Source organism: Dyadobacter sp. OTU695 (genome assembly GCF_038440355.1).
Lineage (GTDB): Bacteria > Bacteroidota > Bacteroidia > Cytophagales > Spirosomataceae > Dyadobacter.
Genome location: NZ_JASATN010000003.1, coordinates 19,315 through 40,149, shown reverse-complemented (window position 1 = coordinate 40,149; position 20,835 = coordinate 19,315). Strand labels below are relative to the sequence as shown.

At 48.1% G+C, this 20,835-nt stretch carries 26 protein-coding genes; 17 read left to right on the top strand and 9 right to left on the bottom strand.

Annotated features, from left to right (window positions below):
* Window positions 1-4 precede the first annotated feature (4 nt).
* Together AAHB90_RS08125 and AAHB90_RS08120 are read right to left on the bottom strand one after the other, a co-directional pair.
* Window positions 5-931 carry a hypothetical protein gene (locus AAHB90_RS08125; RefSeq protein WP_342084441.1) on the bottom strand — a complete coding sequence of 309 codons (927 nt, stop codon included), beginning with the start codon at window positions 929-931 and terminating at the stop codon, window positions 5-7.
* The gene (locus AAHB90_RS08120; protein WP_342084440.1) at window positions 924-1,817 is read right to left on the bottom strand and encodes a DUF58 domain-containing protein; all 894 of its coding nucleotides are present in this window, start codon (window positions 1,815-1,817) and stop codon (window positions 924-926) included. The genes AAHB90_RS08125 and AAHB90_RS08120 overlap by 8 nt, the downstream gene beginning before the upstream one ends.
* Before the next feature lie 84 nt (window positions 1,818-1,901).
* Here AAHB90_RS08120 and AAHB90_RS08115 point away from each other — a divergent pair, with 84 nt between their 5' ends.
* Together AAHB90_RS08115 and AAHB90_RS08110 are read left to right on the top strand one after the other, a co-directional pair.
* Window positions 1,902-2,261, top strand: coding sequence for a DUF4296 domain-containing protein (locus AAHB90_RS08115; protein ID WP_342084439.1), 360 nt, complete (start codon window positions 1,902-1,904; stop codon window positions 2,259-2,261).
* 55 nt (window positions 2,262-2,316) lie between these two features.
* Complete coding sequence (locus AAHB90_RS08110; RefSeq protein ID WP_342084438.1) at window positions 2,317-3,078, top strand: polyprenol monophosphomannose synthase; 762 nt, start codon at window positions 2,317-2,319, stop codon at window positions 3,076-3,078.
* On the opposite strand, the gene AAHB90_RS08105 is transcribed toward AAHB90_RS08110, so the two are convergent.
* Window positions 3,041-4,234 carry a M20 metallopeptidase family protein gene (locus AAHB90_RS08105; RefSeq protein WP_342084437.1) on the bottom strand — a complete coding sequence of 398 codons (1,194 nt, stop codon included), beginning with the start codon at window positions 4,232-4,234 and terminating at the stop codon, window positions 3,041-3,043. The genes AAHB90_RS08110 and AAHB90_RS08105 overlap by 38 nt on opposite strands.
* A 185-nt stretch (window positions 4,235-4,419) precedes the next feature.
* Between AAHB90_RS08105 and AAHB90_RS08100 the strand changes: the two genes are divergently transcribed.
* The 7 genes from AAHB90_RS08100 (at window position 4,420) to AAHB90_RS08070 (ending at window position 9,322) form a co-directional block, all read left to right on the top strand.
* On the top strand, window positions 4,420-5,301 hold the full coding sequence (locus AAHB90_RS08100) for a class I SAM-dependent methyltransferase (protein WP_342084436.1): 882 nt from the start codon (window positions 4,420-4,422) through the stop codon (window positions 5,299-5,301).
* A gap of 32 nt (window positions 5,302-5,333) precedes the next feature.
* Window positions 5,334-6,269 (top strand): hypothetical protein, encoded by a 936-nt coding sequence (locus AAHB90_RS08095; protein ID WP_342084435.1) that lies wholly within the window; start codon window positions 5,334-5,336, stop codon window positions 6,267-6,269.
* Window positions 6,270-6,365: 96 nt separating this feature from the next.
* Window positions 6,366-7,184 carry a phytanoyl-CoA dioxygenase family protein gene (locus tag AAHB90_RS08090; protein WP_342084434.1) on the top strand — a complete coding sequence of 273 codons (819 nt, stop codon included), beginning with the start codon at window positions 6,366-6,368 and terminating at the stop codon, window positions 7,182-7,184.
* A 20-nt stretch (window positions 7,185-7,204) separates the two neighbouring features.
* A complete protein-coding gene (locus tag AAHB90_RS08085; RefSeq protein WP_342084433.1) occupies window positions 7,205-7,444 on the top strand; it encodes a hypothetical protein in 240 nt (79 codons plus the stop codon).
* A 2-nt stretch (window positions 7,445-7,446) separates the two neighbouring features.
* Complete coding sequence (locus AAHB90_RS08080) at window positions 7,447-7,671, top strand: DUF2283 domain-containing protein (RefSeq protein ID WP_342084432.1); 225 nt, start codon at window positions 7,447-7,449, stop codon at window positions 7,669-7,671.
* 17 nt (window positions 7,672-7,688) lie between these two features.
* Window positions 7,689-8,519, top strand: a complete 831-nt coding sequence (locus AAHB90_RS08075) for a glycosyltransferase family 2 protein (RefSeq protein ID WP_342084431.1) — start codon at window positions 7,689-7,691, stop codon at window positions 8,517-8,519.
* A 38-nt stretch (window positions 8,520-8,557) separates the two neighbouring features.
* The gene (locus AAHB90_RS08070) at window positions 8,558-9,322 is read left to right on the top strand and encodes a glycosyltransferase family 2 protein (protein ID WP_342084430.1); all 765 of its coding nucleotides are present in this window, start codon (window positions 8,558-8,560) and stop codon (window positions 9,320-9,322) included.
* Between the two features lie 6 nt (window positions 9,323-9,328).
* Here AAHB90_RS08070 and AAHB90_RS08065 read toward each other — a convergent pair whose 3' ends face one another.
* From AAHB90_RS08065 to AAHB90_RS08055, 3 genes are read right to left on the bottom strand one after another with little or no spacing between them, the layout of a single operon-like run.
* Window positions 9,329-9,778, bottom strand: a complete 450-nt coding sequence (locus AAHB90_RS08065) for a hypothetical protein (RefSeq protein ID WP_342084429.1) — start codon at window positions 9,776-9,778, stop codon at window positions 9,329-9,331.
* Window positions 9,779-10,939, bottom strand: a complete 1,161-nt coding sequence (locus AAHB90_RS08060; RefSeq protein WP_342084428.1) for a 1-deoxy-D-xylulose-5-phosphate reductoisomerase — start codon at window positions 10,937-10,939, stop codon at window positions 9,779-9,781.
* 24 nt (window positions 10,940-10,963) lie between these two features.
* Window positions 10,964-12,466 (bottom strand): GH3 auxin-responsive promoter family protein, encoded by a 1,503-nt coding sequence (locus AAHB90_RS08055; protein ID WP_342084427.1) that lies wholly within the window; start codon window positions 12,464-12,466, stop codon window positions 10,964-10,966.
* Window positions 12,467-12,676: 210 nt separating this feature from the next.
* Here AAHB90_RS08055 and AAHB90_RS08050 point away from each other — a divergent pair, with 210 nt between their 5' ends.
* The 7 genes from AAHB90_RS08050 (at window position 12,677) to nadD (ending at window position 17,445) form a co-directional block, all read left to right on the top strand.
* Complete coding sequence (locus tag AAHB90_RS08050) at window positions 12,677-13,702, top strand: rod shape-determining protein (protein WP_019946014.1); 1,026 nt, start codon at window positions 12,677-12,679, stop codon at window positions 13,700-13,702.
* A gap of 47 nt (window positions 13,703-13,749) precedes the next feature.
* Entirely contained in the window at window positions 13,750-14,592 is an 843-nt protein-coding gene (gene mreC, locus AAHB90_RS08045) for a rod shape-determining protein MreC (protein WP_342084426.1), read from the top strand.
* The gene (locus AAHB90_RS08040) at window positions 14,589-15,092 is read left to right on the top strand and encodes a hypothetical protein (protein ID WP_342084425.1); all 504 of its coding nucleotides are present in this window, start codon (window positions 14,589-14,591) and stop codon (window positions 15,090-15,092) included. The genes mreC and AAHB90_RS08040 overlap by 4 nt, the downstream gene beginning before the upstream one ends.
* A gap of 218 nt (window positions 15,093-15,310) precedes the next feature.
* Complete coding sequence (locus tag AAHB90_RS08035) at window positions 15,311-15,910, top strand: sigma-70 family RNA polymerase sigma factor (protein ID WP_015813277.1); 600 nt, start codon at window positions 15,311-15,313, stop codon at window positions 15,908-15,910.
* Between the two features lie 82 nt (window positions 15,911-15,992).
* On the top strand, window positions 15,993-16,280 hold the full coding sequence (locus AAHB90_RS08030) for a phosphohydrolase (protein WP_229223373.1): 288 nt from the start codon (window positions 15,993-15,995) through the stop codon (window positions 16,278-16,280).
* A gap of 9 nt (window positions 16,281-16,289) precedes the next feature.
* On the top strand, window positions 16,290-16,859 hold the full coding sequence (gmk, locus tag AAHB90_RS08025; RefSeq protein ID WP_342084424.1) for a guanylate kinase: 570 nt from the start codon (window positions 16,290-16,292) through the stop codon (window positions 16,857-16,859).
* Window positions 16,860-16,872: 13 nt separating this feature from the next.
* Window positions 16,873-17,445, top strand: a complete 573-nt coding sequence (gene nadD / locus AAHB90_RS08020; RefSeq protein ID WP_342084423.1) for a nicotinate (nicotinamide) nucleotide adenylyltransferase — start codon at window positions 16,873-16,875, stop codon at window positions 17,443-17,445.
* A 24-nt stretch (window positions 17,446-17,469) separates the two neighbouring features.
* Here nadD and AAHB90_RS08015 read toward each other — a convergent pair whose 3' ends face one another.
* Window positions 17,470-17,859, bottom strand: coding sequence for a hypothetical protein (locus tag AAHB90_RS08015; RefSeq protein WP_342084422.1), 390 nt, complete (start codon window positions 17,857-17,859; stop codon window positions 17,470-17,472).
* A gap of 128 nt (window positions 17,860-17,987) precedes the next feature.
* Here AAHB90_RS08015 and AAHB90_RS08010 point away from each other — a divergent pair, with 128 nt between their 5' ends.
* On the top strand, window positions 17,988-18,422 hold the full coding sequence (locus AAHB90_RS08010) for a nuclear transport factor 2 family protein (protein ID WP_342084421.1): 435 nt from the start codon (window positions 17,988-17,990) through the stop codon (window positions 18,420-18,422).
* A gap of 66 nt (window positions 18,423-18,488) precedes the next feature.
* Here the strand turns inward: AAHB90_RS08010 and AAHB90_RS08005 are convergent, their stop codons facing one another.
* The gene (locus AAHB90_RS08005; RefSeq protein WP_342084420.1) at window positions 18,489-19,418 is read right to left on the bottom strand and encodes a helix-turn-helix domain-containing protein; all 930 of its coding nucleotides are present in this window, start codon (window positions 19,416-19,418) and stop codon (window positions 18,489-18,491) included.
* 173 nt (window positions 19,419-19,591) lie between these two features.
* Window positions 19,592-20,731, bottom strand: a complete 1,140-nt coding sequence (locus tag AAHB90_RS08000; protein WP_342084861.1) for an acyl-CoA dehydrogenase — start codon at window positions 20,729-20,731, stop codon at window positions 19,592-19,594.
* Between the last annotated feature and the right edge of the window lie 104 nt (window positions 20,732-20,835).

Sequence of the window (20,835 nt, the reverse complement as noted above, 5' to 3'; positions counted from 1 at the left end):
CGGGTTAAACGACGGGGCTATCGAGTACAAATTTTCTTTTGGCCCTGTACAAACGCGTAGCGCCGGTTTTGAGCACTTCCAGGTACTTATCCATATTCCCCGACCTGCTTTGCCCGTACACGATGCTATCCATATTCTTCAATGCATCAGCCAGTTCGTCGTCGGGCATATTGTCAATAATTTCTCGTGTGGTATAAGTCGCAAATGGTTTCTTCTCCAATCTTTCGAGGTAATTTTTCCAGATAATAATGGCCTTTTCGGCATCCTTAATATTGCTCTTCTCACGTGCGCTGCGCATGAGGCGGTTAAACGACCGTACATATTCCAGATGCCGGCGCTGCAATTTGAGCAGCTGCCATTGCTTGTAAATATCCCGTCCGAAAACCCAGTAAATACTTCCAACAACACCGATAATCAACGCTACCGAACCGATGAGCATGGAAAAGTTGAACTCCCGGCTCAATGCAACCAGCCGGGTCTCTTCCTTTAATACCGGTTTTTTACGGAGGTCGATGTTATTGCTTCTGATGAGAAAGACCGAGTCGGGCGCTGTAAATACGGCCGTACAATCTTTCTTTTGGAATACAAAGACAGGCAGCCGGAGCTTTTGTACTTTGGATACGTCGAAGGAAATGAGGTGATAAACCGCGCTGTCGAGCGTCCCGCGGCTATCGGTACTTGAAACGAAAGTTCTTTGGGATACCAGTTCAAAAGGCGAAAAATCAAATGTGCTGTCGGGGAAGAAAATCTCGGATTCGGGGCTATGGCGCAGGCTTAGGGAGAAGTAAATGGGCTTTCCCACCTCCACGCTGTCATTCAGGAAAATACCTTTGGGTTTCAAGCGCTGTTTGCGCGCGTCTCTCGCAATGCCCGAAAAGCAGAGCAAAAACCCGACGATTCCCAAAATGATTACCTGAAAAACCCTAGCCATTGGATGGTGCCGTACTTTTGGTATAACGCCTTACCTTAAACAAATGGATGAGCGCCGGCACATAATCCTCCTGGGTATTGATGGAAATATAGTCGGCGCGGTTCTGGTGGCACAGCCGCTGGAGTTCAGTACTTCGTTTGCCGAAGCGGTTGGCCATTTCTTTGCGGTACTGCTTCGACGACGTGTTGACCCACACAGTTGTCTTCTTTTCCGCATCGTAGAGCGGGATAATGCCTAATCCCGGCAAATTCACTTCCCTCGAGTCATACAAATGGATCACGATCAAATCGTGCTTGCGGGCGAGGGCTTTGAGGTTATGCTGATAGTTATTGTCGATAAAATCGGAAATCAGGAATATGAGACTGCGGCGGCGGAGCACGTTCAATGCGACCAGAATGGCCTCGGCTATATTGGTTTTGGTCGATTCAGGAACCAGTTTGTACAGCTCCGAGATCAGGCCGTAACCGTGTTTCATGCCATCTGAAGGCCGTATATACCGCTCATTTCGATCCGAAAAGCAAAGCAAACCTACCCGGCTCGCCTCCTGGATCGCTGAAAGCGTCAGCACCCCGCATATTTCCTTCGCAATATCGATTTTGAGCTTCTTGATCTCCCCTACCTGCTGCGACGCGCTCACATCGAGCATGAAAAACGCCGTTTGCTCCTTATCTTCTTTGAAAATCTTGACAAATGTACCATGGCCTTTGGCAGAAGTGTTCCAGTCTATGGCACGTACGTCATCGCCATACTGGTACAAGCGCAGGTCGTCGAATTCCAGGCCGGACCCTTTGAAAACCGAATGGAAGTTGCCGTGGCGCTCGCTGGTCACTGCTTTCCGCATTCGGATTTCATACTTCCTTAACTTTCCCAGAAACTGCTCGAACATAAGTTTTGCAAAAAAATCACCACCTTTGTCGTCTGGTGTACCTAAAACAAAGATAGGTATTTTGATAGTAAGCTACGCCCTGCGATGAAATTCACGACCGGTATAAGCCTTCTGGCGCTTTTTATGCTGTTGTTTTCGGCTTGTTCCGAAGAGGAAAAGCCCCCGAAAGGGACATTATCCGAGGAAAAAATGGCAACAATCCTGACCGACATTCACCTGGCCGAGTCGCGCGTGAACCGTTTGCAGCTGAAATCGCTCGATTCCTCGCTCATGATTTTTAACCGTTTGAAAAGTGATATCTGGAAAAAACACCAGGTGGATACAACGGCGTATCGCGAAAGCTACTCTTACTATATGAGCCATCCCGAGCAAATGGCGACCATTTACGAAAAAGTGAACAAGAAAATTGAGGATCGGGAGAAAAGTAATAATATTAAACTCTGAAATTTTCGTATCGCGCTATATACTAGGCATTTAACTTCTAAACTGGACAATTTCTGTGAACGACTGCATTGTAGTTATCCCAACCTACAACGAACTTGAAAATGTTGAAGCCATCATCCGGAAGGTTTTTAGCCTGAATCATCCGTTTGATTTGTTGATCATAGACGACGGGTCGCCAGACGGCACCGCAGGGGTTGTCAAAGAGTTAATGAAGGAGTTTTCAGGACTTCACCTCGTAGAAAGAAAGGGAAAACTGGGCCTGGGTACCGCTTACATCCACGGCTTTAAATGGGCGCTTGAAAGAGGCTATAACTACATTTTTGAAATGGATGCCGACTTCTCGCATCCGCCCGAGGATCTGATCCGCCTGTATAATGCTTGTGCGAACGAAGGTCACGACGTCGCGGTTGGTTCCCGGTACATTACAGGGGTGAATGTGGTCAACTGGCCGATCAACCGTGTTTTGATGTCCTATTTCGCAGGATATTATGTGCGTATGATCACCGGAATGCCGATCATGGACCCTACTGCAGGTTTCATCTGCTATACTGCCAAAGTCCTGAACACGATCAACCTCGACAATATCCGTTTTATCGGCTACGCATTCCAGATCGAGATGAAATTCAACTCGTGGAAATACGGTTTCAGCATTACAGAGGTGCCTATCATCTTCACCGACCGCACCAAAGGCGCCTCAAAAATGTCAAAAGGCATTTTCAAGGAAGCCATCTTTGGTGTGATCACGTTGAAAATCAACAGTTATTTTAAAAGGTATATTCCTAAGCATTCAGCTCAGAAATTGCCAGCCAACTCATAAGGCCGGTAGAAATTTCGAGTGCGCTTTCGTCAATATCGAATGTAGGTGTGTGCACGCCGGAAATGATCCCGCGTGCCTCGTTGCGCGTTCCGAGGCGGTAGAAGCACGAATCGACCACTTGTGAGTAGAATGCGAAATCTTCGCCGGCCATCCAAAGGTCGAGGTCGATGACGTTTTCGGCACCCATATAGCCTACTGCCGCTGTTCGGGTACGTCTGGTGAGTTCGGGGTGGTTTTTCAGGAAAGGATAACCTTTTACAATCTCGAATTCGCAGCTTCCGCCCATGGCTTCGGCGATATTTTCAGCCATTTTCTTCATTCTGCGCAGGCCGTCTTCGCGCCATTCCTCATCCATACAACGCCACGTTCCCTGAATGGTCACCTCGTTGGGGATCACATTGGTAACGCCGTCAGCAATGAACCGGCCGAATGACAATACCGAGGGGTTTGCAGGATTGCGGTTGCGGCTGATGATCTGCTGCAATGCTACGATAATATGAGATGCCATTAACACCGGGTCGACCAGCTGATGCGGTGCCGCGGCATGGCCGCCTTTGCCCTTTACAGTCAGGTACAGCTCATCGGTACTGGCCATATACATGCCCTCGCGGAACCCGATTTTGCCGACCGGAATATTAGGCGCCACATGCTGGCCTACCATGCTGGCGGGTCTGGGATTTTCCAGAACACCTTCCTTGATCATCAGTGAGGCCCCGCCCGGTGCTTTCTCCTCAGCTGGTTGGAATACCAGTTTGACCGTCCCTTCAAACTCCTCACGCAATGCGTGCAGGATACGCGCCGTGCCCAGGAGGGACGATGTGTGTACATCGTGCCCGCAGGCATGCATCACGCCCGGAACCGTCGATTTATAGGGAACATCATTCGCTTCGAGGATCGGCAGGGCGTCCATATCGGCACGCAGACCTACCACTTTCTTACCAGGATTTCGGCCTTCGATGATCGCAACCACGCCCGTTCCTGCAATGCCTTCTTCGGGCTGCAAGCCAATTGCTGTAAGTTCGGATGCAACGTATTTAGCCGTTTTGAACTCTTCAAATGATAACTCGGGGTTACTATGCAAATGATGACGGTGGGCAATAATGTCTTCCGACTGATCTTTGGCAAGCGCTTTGATTTTTTCCTGAAGCTGGGACATGATATTGAAGTACTACGGGTTGTCTTTACAAAACATTCAAAGGTAACAATAAAAAAATGGCGGGGGAACGTTGCCATACAAACAGAAACACAATGCCCATTTGCTAAGAAGCCGCCGCACGTTGGCTGGTGTTCCAAAGAAAAAGGGTAATTTTGACCAGATATGAATCAATCAGACACGCAAAAATGAATCAACAGGAGTTTTTAGAATCATTGGTTTGTCCACGCACAGGAACCCCTTTAACCATAGCCGAAGACGGCAAATCACTCAAAAGCGAAGACGGCACCGTTTACGAAGTAGGTGACACAGGCATTGTCAATATGCTGTATCCCAAAGAATTGCTGCCCGAAGATGCCCGTGAACAATACTTGTACGACCAGGCGTTTCTTCGCTACGACCGCGGCGTTTCCTGGGTTTTCGAAACCCTGAACCATTCCGACGAAGCCGCTACCCGCCGCTTTTTCATCGACCTGATGGAGCTGAAACCCGGCATGAAGGCCCTCGAAGTGGGAGCCGGAACCGGTAAAGATTCTGCATTGATTCTCGACAAAGTAAGACCCGGCGGAACTGCCGTGTTGTCCGACCTTTCGCCTAACATGCTGAAACTGGCACAGGAAAAGCTCGTTACCGACGACCTGAATGTGCATTACTTCCTCGGAAACGGCTCTTACCTGCCTTTCCCAGACGATACTTTCGACGCTGTGTTCCATTTCGGCGGCATTAATACCTTCTCGGAGCGCAAACGTGCATTCGACGAATTGACCCGCGTCGTGAAACCCGGCGGAAAAGTGGTGGTAGGCGATGAAAGCGTGGCCCCATGGCTTCGGAACACTCCTACTTACGCTACTTTGCTGAAAGCGAACCCATTGTTCCGCGCCGAAGTACCGTTGGAAGATGTTCCGGCCAATATCGAGAACTTCAAGCTGCATTATGTGTTTGGCAATGCGTTTTATGTAATGGAATACCGCGTTACCGCCAAAGCACCGGAAGTGGATATCGACCTGCCGATCCCTGGCAAAGATTTCGTTGATAACTGGCGCATTCGTGCTGAAAAAGCCGTCGACTAAGCCATTTTTCAATACCAAAATTCAACGTTCCAATGTGGGTTAAAAAAGGAGTTATTTACAAACCTGACGGCAGTCTGGCGCACAGCCAGAGCCATGCGCAGGTGCCATTTGCCTATAAACACAAGGATTTTCTGAGGATCTATTTCTCGACGCGGGATAAGAGCACGCAATCGCGCCCGACGTTCATCGACGTGGATTACGACGATCCCAAAAAGATCCTTTATATACACGACAAACCCGTGCTCGAACTCGGAGGCCCGGGCGAATACGACGAAACCGGCGCTATGCCCGCCTGGTTTGTGGACCGTCCGAACGGTGATATATGGCTATATTATACCGGCTGGAACCGCACCTGGAACTCCTACCGGCTCTCCATGGGCCTTTCGGTAAGCCATGACGGCGGGTTGACATTCAAAAAGATGTTCCGCGGGCCGATTATGGACCGCAGCATTGAGAATCCGCTCTGGGCCGCGCAGCCTTCGGTACTGATCGACGACGACGGCACCTGGCGGATGTGGTACATCTCGGGCCACAAATGCGAGATGATCCACGACTATCCCGAGCCTTACTACCGCGCACAATCCGCGACTTCGAAAGACGGTATCCGCTGGGAAATCAGCGACATTCCGACGTTGGACTTCGACGATTTCCTGCATGCAGTAGGCCGGCCGAGCGTTTTCAAGGAGGATGGTATTTACAAAATGTACTACTCCTACCGCCACTCCCGCGATTATCGCACCGACCGCAATCAGAGCTACCGCCTGGGTTATGCCGAATCGGCAGATGGTACGAACTGGGAGCGCAAGGACCATTTGGTAGGCATTGCAAAATCTGACAATCCGGAAGATTTCGACTACGAAATGATCGATTATGCCAATTTCTACCAGCACAACGGCAAGCGTTACCTGCTTTATAACGGTAATGGGTTCGGTGCCGCAGGTTTTGGTTATGCGGTCTGGGAAGATTAATATTCTGAAATAACCTGAGACACATCATAGTCTCAGCAACAATGGCGAGATAATTTTGAAGAAATCACCATTAAATGTCACAAACGTGATCGCACAATGAGTACACTTCAGGAGCAGTTCAACCGCGATGGTTATGTCCTTTTGAGAAATTACCTCGACAAGGGCGTCATTAATGAAATATATACCGAAGCCCGCAAGATCTTTGCTACGCAGATCAAGCGTGTTACCGGCAAAACGGTCGATATTGACGAGCGCGATACATTTGAAAACGCGATGTTCGAGTTTTTCGAGAAAGATTTCGACGGATTTGTAAGCACAGGCAAAACGGTTCAGCACGCATTCTCGCTGCACCGCTTGGGCGTTGACCCGGTTATTGAAAACCTTTTGAAAGATATCGGCCTTTCGGCTCCTATTATCGGAGCACGTGCCGCCATGCAGTTCAACAGCCGCTTTTTGTCGAAAGACGGCAGCAAGCACTGGAAACTCGATGCGCACCAGGACTGGCGCACCGGCCAGGGCTCGCTCGATAGTGCGGTGATCTGGTTTCCTATGGTCGATGCAGGTGCGGACATCGGCGCATTGCAGGTGATCCCGGGCAGCCATAAAATTGGTTTGCAAGCCTCTACCACGTCCGGTTATCAGGGCGGTATTACTGTGGAGTTGAAGGACGAAGATTTTGTTCAGACTGAATTCCAAGTTGGTGATATCCTGATCTTCTCAGCATTCCTGATCCACCAGTCGGGTAACAACATCACAAACAACATCCGTTGGTCGGTGCAGCTCCGCTACAACAACCTCGACGAACCAACATTCATCGAACGCGGCTACCCGATGGCGTATATTTATAAGCCCGAAACCGAGCTGGTAACGCCGAATTTCCCGACGGTAGAGCAGTTGAAAGAGGTCTTTAGCTAAAATAAAAATGGATCCGGCCGATGAAGTTTACGCAGTACTTTCTGTTCACACGCAATCGGCCGGATCGCCAGGAAATTAAGCTGGAATGGATTGGACAGGTTTTCAATTATCCCGAAAAAGAAGAAATCCAATCCGACGGACGTATCAGGCGCTGGGCGAAAATCGCGGAGAACCAAAAATTTTTACGCATCGTTTTGCTAGAAGACGGCGTTACGATTCACAATGCATTCTTTGACAGGTCATTCAAACCCGGAAACTAGCTATGGACATTCGATATTTTGAGGATACGGATACATTATTGCTCATCTTCAGTCAGAACGCGGTCGTTGCTACCGATGATCTGAACGAGAACATGCTGGTCGATCTGGATGCAAATGGGAATCCCGTTTCGATGACCATCGAACATGCGAAGTCGTTTACAAATGTACATGGCTTGTCGTTCCAACAGATCAACGGCGATTCCGTCAAACAATTAGTAGCCATTTAGGCCTCCAATATCATTCAATGAAACTTTCCGTCTGCGTCCCGACGTACAATCACGAGCAATATATAGGTCAAATGCTGGAAGGCGCATTAATGCAGCAAACCAATTTTGACTTTGAAATCGTGGTAGGCGATGATGCTTCTACTGACGCGACGCCGAAAATTATCCGCAAATATTCCGCAGATACGCCGGGAATCATCCGGGCTTTTCTGCATTCTGAAAACCAGGGGCCGAAAGAGCCGCGTGAGTTTGCAGGAAGAAATAATGTGCTGCAACTGCTGAAAGCCTGCAAAGGTGAATATGTGGCCATGTGCGAGGGCGACGATTACTGGACCGATCCGCTGAAACTGCAAAAGCAAGTAGATTTCCTGGATCAAAACCCTGATTTCGCCGTTTGCCATCACAATATGCAGGTCATTTACGAAGATGGCTCTCCCTCGCATTTCTTCAATGCGGCCGATCAAAAAGCTGTTTCAACCATTGAAGATCTCCTCGAAGACAGATGGTTTATGGCCACCGCCAGCTGGGTTTATCGCAACCATTTTCTCACCGAAGACTTTGCCGAATGGCACGCCAGAGCAGCGGCCGGCGACTGGGCAATCATGTTCCAGTTGGCTGCAAAGGGCAAAATCGGCTATTTGAATGACGTTATGGGCGTCTACCGCAAGCATAGCGCAGGCCTGAGCAACGTACATGCACATACCAATTTTAAGTTTTTACAAAACAGAAAGGAAATGTTTGTGAATGTAGGTAAATGGCTCGGTGGGCGCTATAATGCGACTGTGGCCAGGACCCTGCAACGCTACGACGAGCTCCTTGCCAGCCTTGAAAAAATTGGCAGTTCGAATTAATAATCTTTAATTTGTACTGTTTAACACTTATCACATTTATGAAGCTAAGCGTCGTAATACCAGCATATAACGAAGAAGAATCGATCACTCACACGCTTGTATCTTTACACAATACATTAAATAAGTACAATATCCCCCACGAAATCTGCGTCACCAACGACAATTCGAAGGATGGGACATTGCGTGTGCTGGACGAGCTTTCCCTTCAAATCCCTACGCTGGTTTACTATACCAATCCCGGTCCGAACGGTTTCGGTTACGCGGTACGCTACGGTCTCGAACGCTTCAAAGGGGATTGCGTGGCCGTTTTCATGGCCGACATGTCCGACGATCCCGAGGACCTTGTGAAGTTCTATTATAAAATGCTGGAAGGCGACTATGACTGCGTTTTTGGCTCACGCTGGGAAAAGGGCGGTAAGGTAATCGACTATCCGGCTTTGAAAAAGGTAATCAACCGGGTGGCCAATGCGATCGTGCGCATGGTAATGGGCATTAAATACAATGATACTACCAATGCATTCAAGCTATACAAGCGGGAAACAATCGAAGGTATCAAGCCATTCCTGGCACCTCACTTCAATTTGACCATTGAACTTCCATTAAAAGCAATGGTCCGCGGCTACAACTACGCCGTCGTGCCAAATAGCTGGACCAACCGGAAATACGGCGAGTCGAAGCTGAAAATCAAGGAAATGGGCAGCCGGTATTTCTTTATATTGATGTACTGCCTCATCGAGAAATACTTCTCGCAAGGTGACTTTATGAAGAAAACAACTGCACCAAAGAAGGAGGTCAGCAGGTAATACTTCTCATTTGATCCACTCCTGGATAAACGTCATTTTATGGGCGATGTAAGAGATCGCCAGTCCCCATACGAGCGCGCTTGCGGACATCCACATGAAGATCGAGCCTTTTGGCACACGGAATGCGACGGCCAGAATAGGCCCGAAAAGTGGTGTGAAAAGCGGGGGCGTAAGAAATGCGATGCCTACGATCCCGAATTTACGCCAGATGTTGACGGCAATACGATTGGTTTTCGTGAATTTTTTGGGTGGAGATTTCCGGTATTTCTGAATAAGGTTCCGGATCGCGCCGCCTACGTATGTGAGCACGAACACGCTGAACATCATCCCTACCGCCGAACAAAGTGCGGTTTCTATCCAGGTCAGTTTAAGCACAACCCCCGCAATCGGCCCTCCGAAGAATTTCAATGTACTGGCAAGCGCAACAGACAAGTATTTCAAAAAGGTGGTTTTCATCTACACTTTAATCTGTATCATTTCAGAAGCAAAACGCCTTGTCGCTTCGTTCGTCTCAACGTAATCCCCTATTGAAGGATTCCCTATGAACGCGATTTTGGCAAGGCTTTCGACAATAACGTCCGAAATATCCAGAAATCCTATCTTATCATGGAGGAATGCGTCAACGGCAATTTCATTGGCTGCATTGACAATACAAGCCGCATTTCCCCCTTTTTCCAATGCTTCATAAGCGATTGCGAGGTTACGAAAAGTCTCCAAATCTGGCTTTTCAAAAGAGAGAGAAGGGTAATCCATGAAATTGAAACGCGGAAAGTCAGATTTCAAACGCTGCGGATAATATAATGCATACTGAATGGGCAGTTTCATATCCGGCAGCCCCATTTGTGCCTTGATACTCCCGTCTTCAAACTGAACGAGCGAGTGCACGATGCTCTGCGGATGCACGATCACGTCTATTTGCGAAGCACTCAAATCAAAAAGCCATTTTGCTTCGATTACTTCCAGCCCCTTGTTCATCAACGTTGCCGAGTCGATGGTAATCTTTGCGCCCATCGTCCAATTCGGGTGTTTGAGCGCCTGCGCTTTCGTCACGTGTGCGAGAAACTCCCGGTCTTTGCCCCGGAACGGGCCACCTGATGCGGTCAATATGATTTTTTCAATCGCATTCTCCGACTCTCCCGCAAGGCATTGGAAAATGGCCGAGTGCTCCGAATCAACCGGGTAGATGCTGACACGATGCTTTTTTGCCAATGCGGTGATCAGTTCACCGGCTACCACGAGCGTCTCCTTATTGGCTAATGCTATATCTTTTCCGGCTTTGATTGCATGAATGGTAGGTAAAAGGCCCGCATAACCGACCATCGCGGTCAGTACCACATCCACATGATCCGATTCTACCACCGAAGCCAGTGCGGATGCGCTGCTGTAAACCTTGATACTGAATGGAAAAAGGGCCGCTTTTACCCTTTCGTAATGCTTTTCATTGCAAATAACGACCTCTTCCGGCTTGAATTTCACGGCTTGTTCTATGAGCAAATCGGCATTGCCGCCTGCCGTTAACACCGAAACCGAGAAGATTTCCGGGTTGGCAGCGATCACTTCCAGGGCCTGGGTACCGATAGAACCGGTCGAACCTAAAATTGCTACTCTTTTTTTCATCGCATTCTCACAAATAGGTTCGGATTAATGATGGTTCAGCCGGGTAAGTTCGTCGGCGATCTTGCGGTCGTTGGAGAGGCGTGGAACTTTGTTCTGGCCGCCCAGCTTGCCGTTGGCGCGCATGTAATCGATAAATGAATTTTTACGCAATGGTACAAGTTCCAGCCGACGCAGAATGCTGCCCGTGATCAGGTCCTTATAGTAAATATTCAGTTCTGTCAGGCGACGGTCGAGATCGTTCGCAAATTGTTCCATATCGTTTGGGCGGGTGGCAAATTCTACCAGCCATTCATGATAAGGAAGGCCGCCGTCGACGGAATTTACCATCGGCGCAACGGTCAATTCCACCACTTCGGTTTCAGGATGTCGTTCCAATGCGTATTTCAATGCTTTTTCAATTTCCTCGCCAATAACATGCTCACCGAATGCAGAAATAAAATGCTTGATACGCCCCGTTACCAACACTTTGTAAGGATCAGTCGACACAAACTTGACAGTGTCGCCGAGTGAATAGCCCCAAAGGCCCGCATTATTATTGATAATTACCGCATAATTCCTGCCTACTTCCACCTCGCCGATGGATAAACGGCGCGGATTTTCATCGAAGTAGTTTTCTACCGGAATGAATTCGAAAAAGATACCGGTATCCAGCAAAAGCAGTAAACCTTCTTCACTCTGCTTGTCCTGGTAAGCCAGGAAGCCTTCCGAAGCAGGATATAGCTCGATAGAATCAATCGGTTTGCCTATGGATTCGAACAATTTGGCGCGATAGGGTTCGAAATTTACACCGCCGTATATAAAAAGAGAGAAATCAGGGAAAACGTCTTTAATCTTCTTGCCGGTACGTTCGATAATGCGGTCGAAATACATTTGTACCCACGGCGGAATGCCGGAAATGAGCGACATCCGCTGGTCAAGTGTTTCATCGATGATCTTGTCGAGCTTGGTTTCCCAGTCCTCGATACAATTGGTTTCGTAACTCGGGAGCTGGTTCGCGCGCAGGTACGAAGGCACGTGGTGGTTTGAAATGCCCGACAAGCGGCCTGTCAGTACCCCACTGGTGTCTGTCAGTATGGGACTGCCAGAGAGGAAAATTAGTTTATTATCCAGAAAATCAGACTTTTGTGTCTCTTCAATATACGTCAAAATGGCATTACGCGCCGAGTCGATGTGGTTGGAGATCGAGTCTTTCGAAATCGGGATGTATTTGGTGCCGGACGTTGTTCCCGAAGTCTTTGCAAAATACAATGGCTTACCAGGCCACAAAATATCACTTTCGCCTGATTTTATTCTCTCGACGTAAGGTTTCAGATCTTCATAATCATGTACCGGAACAGCCTCCCTGAAATCGGAATAGCTATGAATATCCTTGAAAAAATGGTCTTTGCCAAACTGCGTTCCGGCCGCTTTCGACACCAGTTCCGCTCTCCACTTTTCCTGAACTTCAACACTTCGCGCGATCCATTCCTGTTGCTGCCTGACAATGTAACGGGCCAGCGGCCTGCTCAAAATTGATCTGATTCCCATAGTGAAAACAAATGTACGCAGGATTTGTAAATTCCATGATTTCGACCTCCCGGAAAGCCGCTGGAAAGCCGTTTGAGAGCACCCCAGCAACTAGTTTTACGCCCTTCGGATACCACATACCGAAATTTTTTAAATGCCTTTGTTTGTGGTTAATAATCTGTAATTTTGCCATCCTGAAATCAAAGTGGGCAAAAGTTTTTAAAATTATATATGGGATTGTTTGATTTTTTGACGAGCGATATAGCGATCGATTTGGGTACTGCAAATACTTTGATCATCCATAAAGATACTGTTGTTGTTGATGAACCGTCGATCATTGCTATGGATAAAACCACGGGCAAAGTGCTGGCGATCGGGCACACAGCAATGCAAATGCACGAGAAGACCAATGAGAATATAAAAACAATCCGCCCGTTGAAAGACGGGGTGATCGCCGACTTCACAGCGGCCGAAATGATGATCCGGGGCATGATCAAAATGATCGACACCGGCAGCCGTTTCTTCACTCCTTCCCACCGTATGGTAGTTTGTATTCCTTCCGGAATTACCGAAGTTGAGAAACGTGCAGTAAAAGATTCCTGCGAACATGCGGGCGCCAAGGAGGTATATATGGTGCACGAACCCATTGCCGCTGCGATCGGTATCGGCATCGATATCACACAGCCAAATGGCGTAATGATCGTCGATATCGGCGGTGGTACCACGGAAATCGCGGTAATCGCATTGTCGGGTATCGTCTGCGAGCAATCGGTACGTATTGCGGGCGATGTTTTCACCCGTGACATTGTCGATTACATGCGCCGCGAGCATAACCTGCTGATCGGCGAGCGTTCTGCGGAACTGATCAAAATGGCCATTGGTTCCGCCTCCCCCGAACTGGAGATTCCCTTGGATGACTACCAGATCCGTGGCCGTGACCTTATGACAGGTATTCCAAAGGAAATCCGTGTCACTTACAGCGAAATCGCTTATTCTCTCGATAAATCGATCTCCAAAATTGAAGAGGGCGTCATGAAAGCCCTCGAAATATCTCCTCCCGAGCTTTCTGCGGATATTTTCAAAAACGGTATTTACCTTACGGGCGGCGGCGCATTGATCCACGGCCTCGACAGACGTATCGCCCAGAAAACCAAGCTGCCCGTGCATATCGCCGACGATCCGTTGAAAGCGGTTGTAAAAGGTACCGGGGAAGTCCTCAAAAACCTCGAACTATACAAGCCTGTACTGATTTCGTAGGATGGTAGCACTCACAGTTGAAGGGCTGCGCGTGAACATTTAACCCCATGCTCCAACTCGTTGATTTCGTTGTCCGGAATCGTTTCTTTTTGGTTTTTGTGTTGCTGGAAGTGCTCAGTGTCTGGATGATCGTGCGCAACAACACGTACTGGGGAGCTACCTATTTCAATACTTCGAACTACTACGTTGCCAAAACACTCGCGTTTTCGAACTCAGTGCGCGACTATACCAAGCTCGACGAGATCAATGCCGACCTCGCGAGTGAAAATGCGCATTTGCACGCGCAGGTCGCCAGGCTGAGCCAGATCAATCCGAGCCAGTTACCAACAGGTTATGTGCCGGATTCGGCATTCGCGGCCCGGTTTACCTACACGGTTGCCAAAGTGGTCGACAACGAAACCAATAAAGCCAACAATGTCATCACGATCGACAAGGGCATGGCGCATGGCATTAAACCCGGAATGGGCGTCATTTCCGCTACGGGCGTCGTCGGTAAGGTACGGTTCTGTTCCGAGCATTATTCGGTGATCACCTCGATCCTGCATTCGAACTTCATGGTTTCGTCCAAATTAGTGCGCAGCAAGGAAATCGGCTACGCCAAATGGGCAGGGAAAGATCCCAATTTCATCGACATGATCGATGTTTCGAAGTATACCAGGGTTTTCAAGGGGGATTCGGCGGTGACTTCGGACCAAAACTCTGTTTTTCCTCCTAATATCATGGTTGGAAAGGTGGAGAGCGTGACGGTCAATCCGAACCAGACGTTCTACAACATCGTGCTCAAACTGGCAACCGACTTCCGGAACCTGTCATACGTGTATGTGGTACAAAATCACCAACTTGTAGAACAGGAAAACCTTAAATCAAGAACCATAGAACTGAAAAAATGAGCTTACGCGAGGCGATACAATATTCCCTGATGATCCTGCTTTACCTGTTTTTGCAGATCTTCTTCATGCGGAATATCGTGCTGTTCAACTACGCGTTCTGCTTCATTTACATTGCGGCCGTTCTGCTGCTGCCTGCGGACATGGACCGGATGTATACATTGCTGATAGCCTTCGCGATTGGCTTTGTAGTCGATGTTTTCTCGAATACCTTCGGCATGCATGCCTCAGCGACAGTACTGATTGCCTATCTCAGGCCATTCCTGATCCATTACCAGATGAAGTCGCGCGGGGCCGAGCGCGCGGAGGTGGGCATACGAGCACAAGGGTTCGGCGCTTTCGTTTCGTATATCCTTCCGCTGGTCCTGCTGCACCATTCCATGCTGTTCCTGATGGAGATGAATAATTTTGGAATGATCCTTTATACGCTTATCCGCATCGGTGCCAGCACTTTGTTCACTACTATCCTGATTATCCTGCTGGAACTCTTCTCCAAACGATAGCATGACATTTTGGCGTAGCCTTCTTTTTGGCTCGAAATTTGATGTATTGACATTGAATTAACGATAGGAGGCGACACCGTTTGGGAAAAAAGTTAATCCCATCTCTTTTTAATTTTATCGTGAAATAACGGCAGTTAAGGCGCTCCAATCAGCCATTTATCAAATTTTAATTTGTACGAATTGGAGCTGTTATTAATCTTTGTAAATTCAGCATTCCTATGTTAGTTGCCATGTCAGAAACGCTCACGACTAATGAATACACGGATGATCTTCGTTATGAAGTATTTAACCGTGAGTTCATGCCACACATTGACTCCATGTACAACTTCGCCTTCCGACTTACCATGGACGAAGACGATGCCAATGACCTGGTTCAAGATACATATCTGAAGGCGTTCCGTTTTATATCTTCTTTCGAGCAGGGTACGAATGCCAAAGCCTGGCTTTTCAGGATCCTCAAAAACAGCTTCATCAACGACTACCGTAAAAAAAGTAAAGAACCTTCCAAAGTTGATTATCAGGAAGTTGAAACGACCTATAATTCCGAGGAAGCATCCGATACCACTTATACCGTAGATCTCCGTGCTGATGCTGTACAGGAACTGATCGGCGACGAGGTTGCCAATGCCCTCAACGCCCTGCCTGTCGACTTCAGAACGGTCATCATACTCTGTGACATCGAAGGTTTCACCTACGAAGAGATGGCCAAGATCCTGGACATTCCTATCGGAACGGTGAGGTCCAGATTGCACCGCGCACGTAACCTCCTGAAAGAAAAACTCAGAAGCTACGCGAGCTCAATGGGATATGATTCATAGGTTGTGAAACTTTTTTTGCAACCTCTTCGGTTATAGGGTACAACTGTACATATATTCCATTATTCTTTTTTCATTTTAACTAATGAATGCATCTTCCACGACGCCTTCTGTAACAGAAGTTGCGCAAAAACAAATGAAGCATACCTGCGAGCATCATGCTGAGTGTATGAAAATCATTCAGGCTATCCTGGATGACGAGGCGAGCGAAGCAGAGAAGGACCACTTCCGCGAAAACATGGACAAATGCATCCCTTGTATCGAATCATACCGACTGGAAAAGTGCATCAAGGATTCCCTCAACAACAAGATTGTCAAGAAGCCTTGCCCTGAGAGCATTCTCAATACGATTATTTCAAAAATTAACAGTTAATCTGTTCGAGTGAAAGGCAAGCTTATCATATTTTCTGCCCCTTCCGGATCCGGAAAGACCACCATCGTAAGGCATCTTTTAAATAAATACACACAGCAACTGGCATTTTCAGTCTCGGCATGTACGCGTCCACGGCGCGAACACGAGGTGGACGGCAAGGATTACTACTTTCTGACCTTGCAGGATTTCCGTCAGAAAATCGCAGATCAGCAGTTTGCGGAATGGGAGGAAGTTTACGCCGGCAACTACTACGGCACCCTTAAAGCTGAAATACAACGCCTTTGGGACGAAGGCAAACACGTTCTTTTTGATGTGGACGTGAAAGGAGGGCTTAAATTGAAAGAGGCATATGGCGACGCCGCACTCGCCGTGTTTGTGAAAGTTACCTCCGACGAAGAAATCAAACGCCGCCTGGCCCGTCGCGGCACCGAAACTCCCGAAACACTCGCTACACGCCTGGCAAAGGTCCGCTACGAGCAGAGCTTTGAACATGAGTTTGACCGGGTTCTCGTCAACGATCATCTGGAAGAAACCCTGGTCAAAGCAGAAGAGCTGGTTCAGGCATTCATTCAATCCTAATTAATTTTCAGCGATGAAGATCGGCCTGTTTTTCGGATCGTTCAATCCAATCCATGTCGGGCATTTGATCATCGCCAACACGATGGCTACCACGACGGACCTCGAACAGGTGTGGTTTATCGTGAGCCCGCAAAATCCATTCAAGAAAAATAACAGCCTCCTGCACGAATTCGACCGTTTCGATCTTGTGCAGCGGGCTATTTCGGACAATACACTGCTTCGGGCCAACGACATTGAGTTCCATATGCCCAAGCCGAGCTACACGATCGATACGCTCGTGCGCTTGCAGGAAAAATTTCCACAGCACCAGTTCAAGCTGATTATGGGGGAAGATAACCTGGCACAATTTCCGAATTGGAAGAACTACGAGAAAATTCTTGAATACACAGGCCTGTATGTTTATCCAAGGCCCAACTCAAAAGCACACGCATTTGCGAACCATCCGAATGTGAAATTCGTGGAAGCGCCGTTGCTGGATATTTCAGCTACATTCCTTCGCGCCTGCATTAAAAAAGGTCAGTCGATCCGGTACATGGTGCCGGAGCCGGTGGAGCAGCTTATTAAAATCAAGAAGTTTTATTTGTGATGAGAATAATCCGGCTTGCTTTGCTCAAAGCGGGCGGTCCTGGTATGTGATCTCCGAAAGCAACCCCACTGCATTGAATTTCAGAAGTACCTTACGGGCATTCGATTTGGCTTGCATGTTCTCGCATTGCGGGCCCTTTTCCAGAAAATAGACGTAAAACTTGGTGTTGCGCTCGCCGAGTTGATGAATATCCGGCCTGCCCAGTATCTCTCCGATCGTATCGGCAAACTTTCCCTTCAATTCTTTTTCAACATTCTTAAAATCGCCTTCCAGGCCTTTGCGCACGTCATTGCAACCTCCGCGGTCGCTGCGCCATTTTTTAAGGTCCAGATTGCCTAATTTATCCGGAGCACCCGAACAGGCGGCAACAATACAGATCAGCGCGGTAAGAAGGATTTTTATTGATAATTTCATTGTACTGATTCGTTCATGGAAAACAGACGCGAATCTAGCCACACAAGACGAGATTTTCACTATTTGCTTACACATGCTGCCGAACCCAAACAAGACCTGACCTTTCTGACAACACCTGACCATCCGACATGAAACAACTCCTGATCATTTTCCTCCTGGCATTTGCTCCGCTTGCCGCATCCGCGCAAAACAACGCCCCACAGCCTGTCGATGGCACGGATTGTTCCGAACTGTTTTTCAAGGCATTGCTGGATGAGGATGCCACAGCCATCACCAATCTCATTTCAAATGATTTTACTGTCACCAGTTTCAATGGCCAGACGATCGACGGACGCGCGTTGCAGCAGGCGATCGGGCAGGGCTACATCGTCATCGACTCGGGTATGCTCACGGGCACACGCACGCGCACGTACGGGGATGTGGCCGTTGTACAGGGTTTTTGGAATGTGAGCGCGAGGATCCAGAATAACGGCTTCAATGGCAATGTTGCGTACACGACCGTATGCGTGCGCTTGGGCGGGAAATGGAGGGTTACGGCTGCCCAACTTACACCCGCGCAGTAATATCAGGACATAAAAAAAGAGAACCGGAACCAGTTCTCTTTTTCAATTATAGTCTAACATTACATTCTAAACATTCATCAGCGATTCGCGACGGCGCATTTTTCCGGCCGGGATACCGAACATCATCTTGAAGCGGCGGCAGAAATAGGCGGTGTCTTTGTAACCCACATCGGAACCGATCGCGCGGATGCTTTTCTTCGACGTGCGGAGCAGATCCACAGCCTTTTCCATGCGCTGGTACTCGATATAATCTTGTGGGTTGATACCGGTCAGCATTTTGAAATATTGACCTACATAGTCCTCAGAAACGTTCGCTACGTTGGCCAGCACCTTGTTCGACAGGTCGCCGCCCAGGTTGTCCTTAATGTACGCGAAAATATCGATCAGACGAGGATCTTTGAAATAGGTACTGTTGGTTACGAGCTGCTCCACGAACAGTTTGTTCTTCAAAATATAACGGATGATCTCGATCACTACCTCTTCGGTTTTGATCTTGATGATACGGCCTTTTCCTGGGGTATCGAGCATATCTTCCGTCAGGATCTGGTTGATCGTCGCGGCGATCTGGTCGTCGCGTTTGATCAGGAACGGAGGCACGTCCAGGGAAGTGAAGAAGTTCACGGTATCGAATACCTTGGCTTCGAAAGATATCAGACCGAACGAGTTAGGTAACTTCCCGATCAATGCAGGGTCGTGGCCCGCTTCGATATAGTTGTCGCGGTTGGTCATGAACTCCTCGTTCGATACGGTTTTGGCTGACGCACCATTACCATAAGTAACCGTAGCGTGCTTACCTCCCGGAATAAAGAGCATATCCCCTTCCTCAACCTTTTGCGACTCTTCCGAACCGAAAGAAACCTCGCCATCGTACAGAATGGTCAGGGAGTTCTGTACGTCATAGAAATTTTTAATCGTGATGGGCTGTAAAATCCTGATATGACGGGCCTTCACGAATTTCACTCCCAACGACTCAATAATCTTATTATAGTCTTCCATACTTGATATATTTAAGGGGCCGTTTTGACCGATTATTCAAATTTTGTACAAATCTAATAAATTGTACAAAACTAATACAAGTATAGTTTCACAAAAATTTAAAAAAAAGTGATATTTTGATATTATTTAAATCCAAGATTCAGAATAAAATCGACTTTTAAGGGAATTACTAATTATTTAAGAAGCTCCCGGGCGATCACTAATTTTTGGATTTCGGAGGTACCTTCATAAATCTGTGTGATTTTAGCGTCGCGCATGTGGCGTTCGACGTGGTATTCCTTCACGTAACCGTAGCCCCCATGCACCTGGACGGCTTCTGTTGTCACCCACATCGCGACTTCGGATGCATACAATTTTGCCATGGCTGCGGCTTGTATATAGTCCTTTCCTTCATCCTTCAACCGGGCTGCCTTATAAACAAGTAACCGAGCAGCTTCAATTTTCACAGCCATTTCCGACAATTTGAACTGGATCGCCTGATGTTCGGCGATGGGTTTGCCGAACGTCTTCCGCTCCTTGGAATATTTCAAGGAAAGTTCAAAAGCCCCCGCCGCAATTCCCAACGCCTGCGCCGCTATCCCGATACGCCCGCCGTTGAGCACGTTCATGGCATACCTGAAACCAAAGCCATCCTCCCCGATCCTGTTCTCCGCTGGTACTTTCACATCCGAAAACATCAAAGTGTGTGTGTCAGAAGCTCTTATACCCATTTTATCTTCCTTTTTACCTATTGAAAACCCCGCCCAACCCTTCTCGACAAGGAATGCATTAATGCCTTTGTGTTTCAGCTCAGGGTGTGTCTGGGCAATTACGATGCACACCGACGAGGTGTTACCGTTGGTGATCCAGTTTTTCGTGCCGTTCAATAAATAATGGTCTCCGTTTGGTATCGCAGTCGTGTGTTGTGAAGTGGCGTCGGAACCGGCTTCGGGCTCCGACAGACAGAATGCACCGATGACCTCGCCAGATGCCAGGCGTGTCAGGTACTGCTGCTTTTGTTCCTCCGTACCATACTTTTCCAACCCCCAGCACACCAGCGAATTGTTTACCGACACGATCACACCAGCCGACGCATCGACCTTCGATATTTCCTCCACAGCTATCACATATGCCAGCGTATCCATCCCCCCGCCACCGTACTCCGGTGCAACCATCATGCCCAAAAGGCCTAAATCAGCCATTTTACGCAGTAATGCCGGATCGAAATGCTGGGCATTATCACGTTCTATTACGCCGGGCAACAACTCGGTTTGTGCAAAGTCACGCGTGGCCGCCTGCACTGCCAGGTGTTCTTCACTAAGGTTGAAATCCATTCCGGTAAGTGGTTGGGAAGCTGACATAGAAGACATTGATTTTTGTGGATGAAGATTTTCAAAAATAGGATTTACCAATACAGTATGCAAGCATACAATTCCCT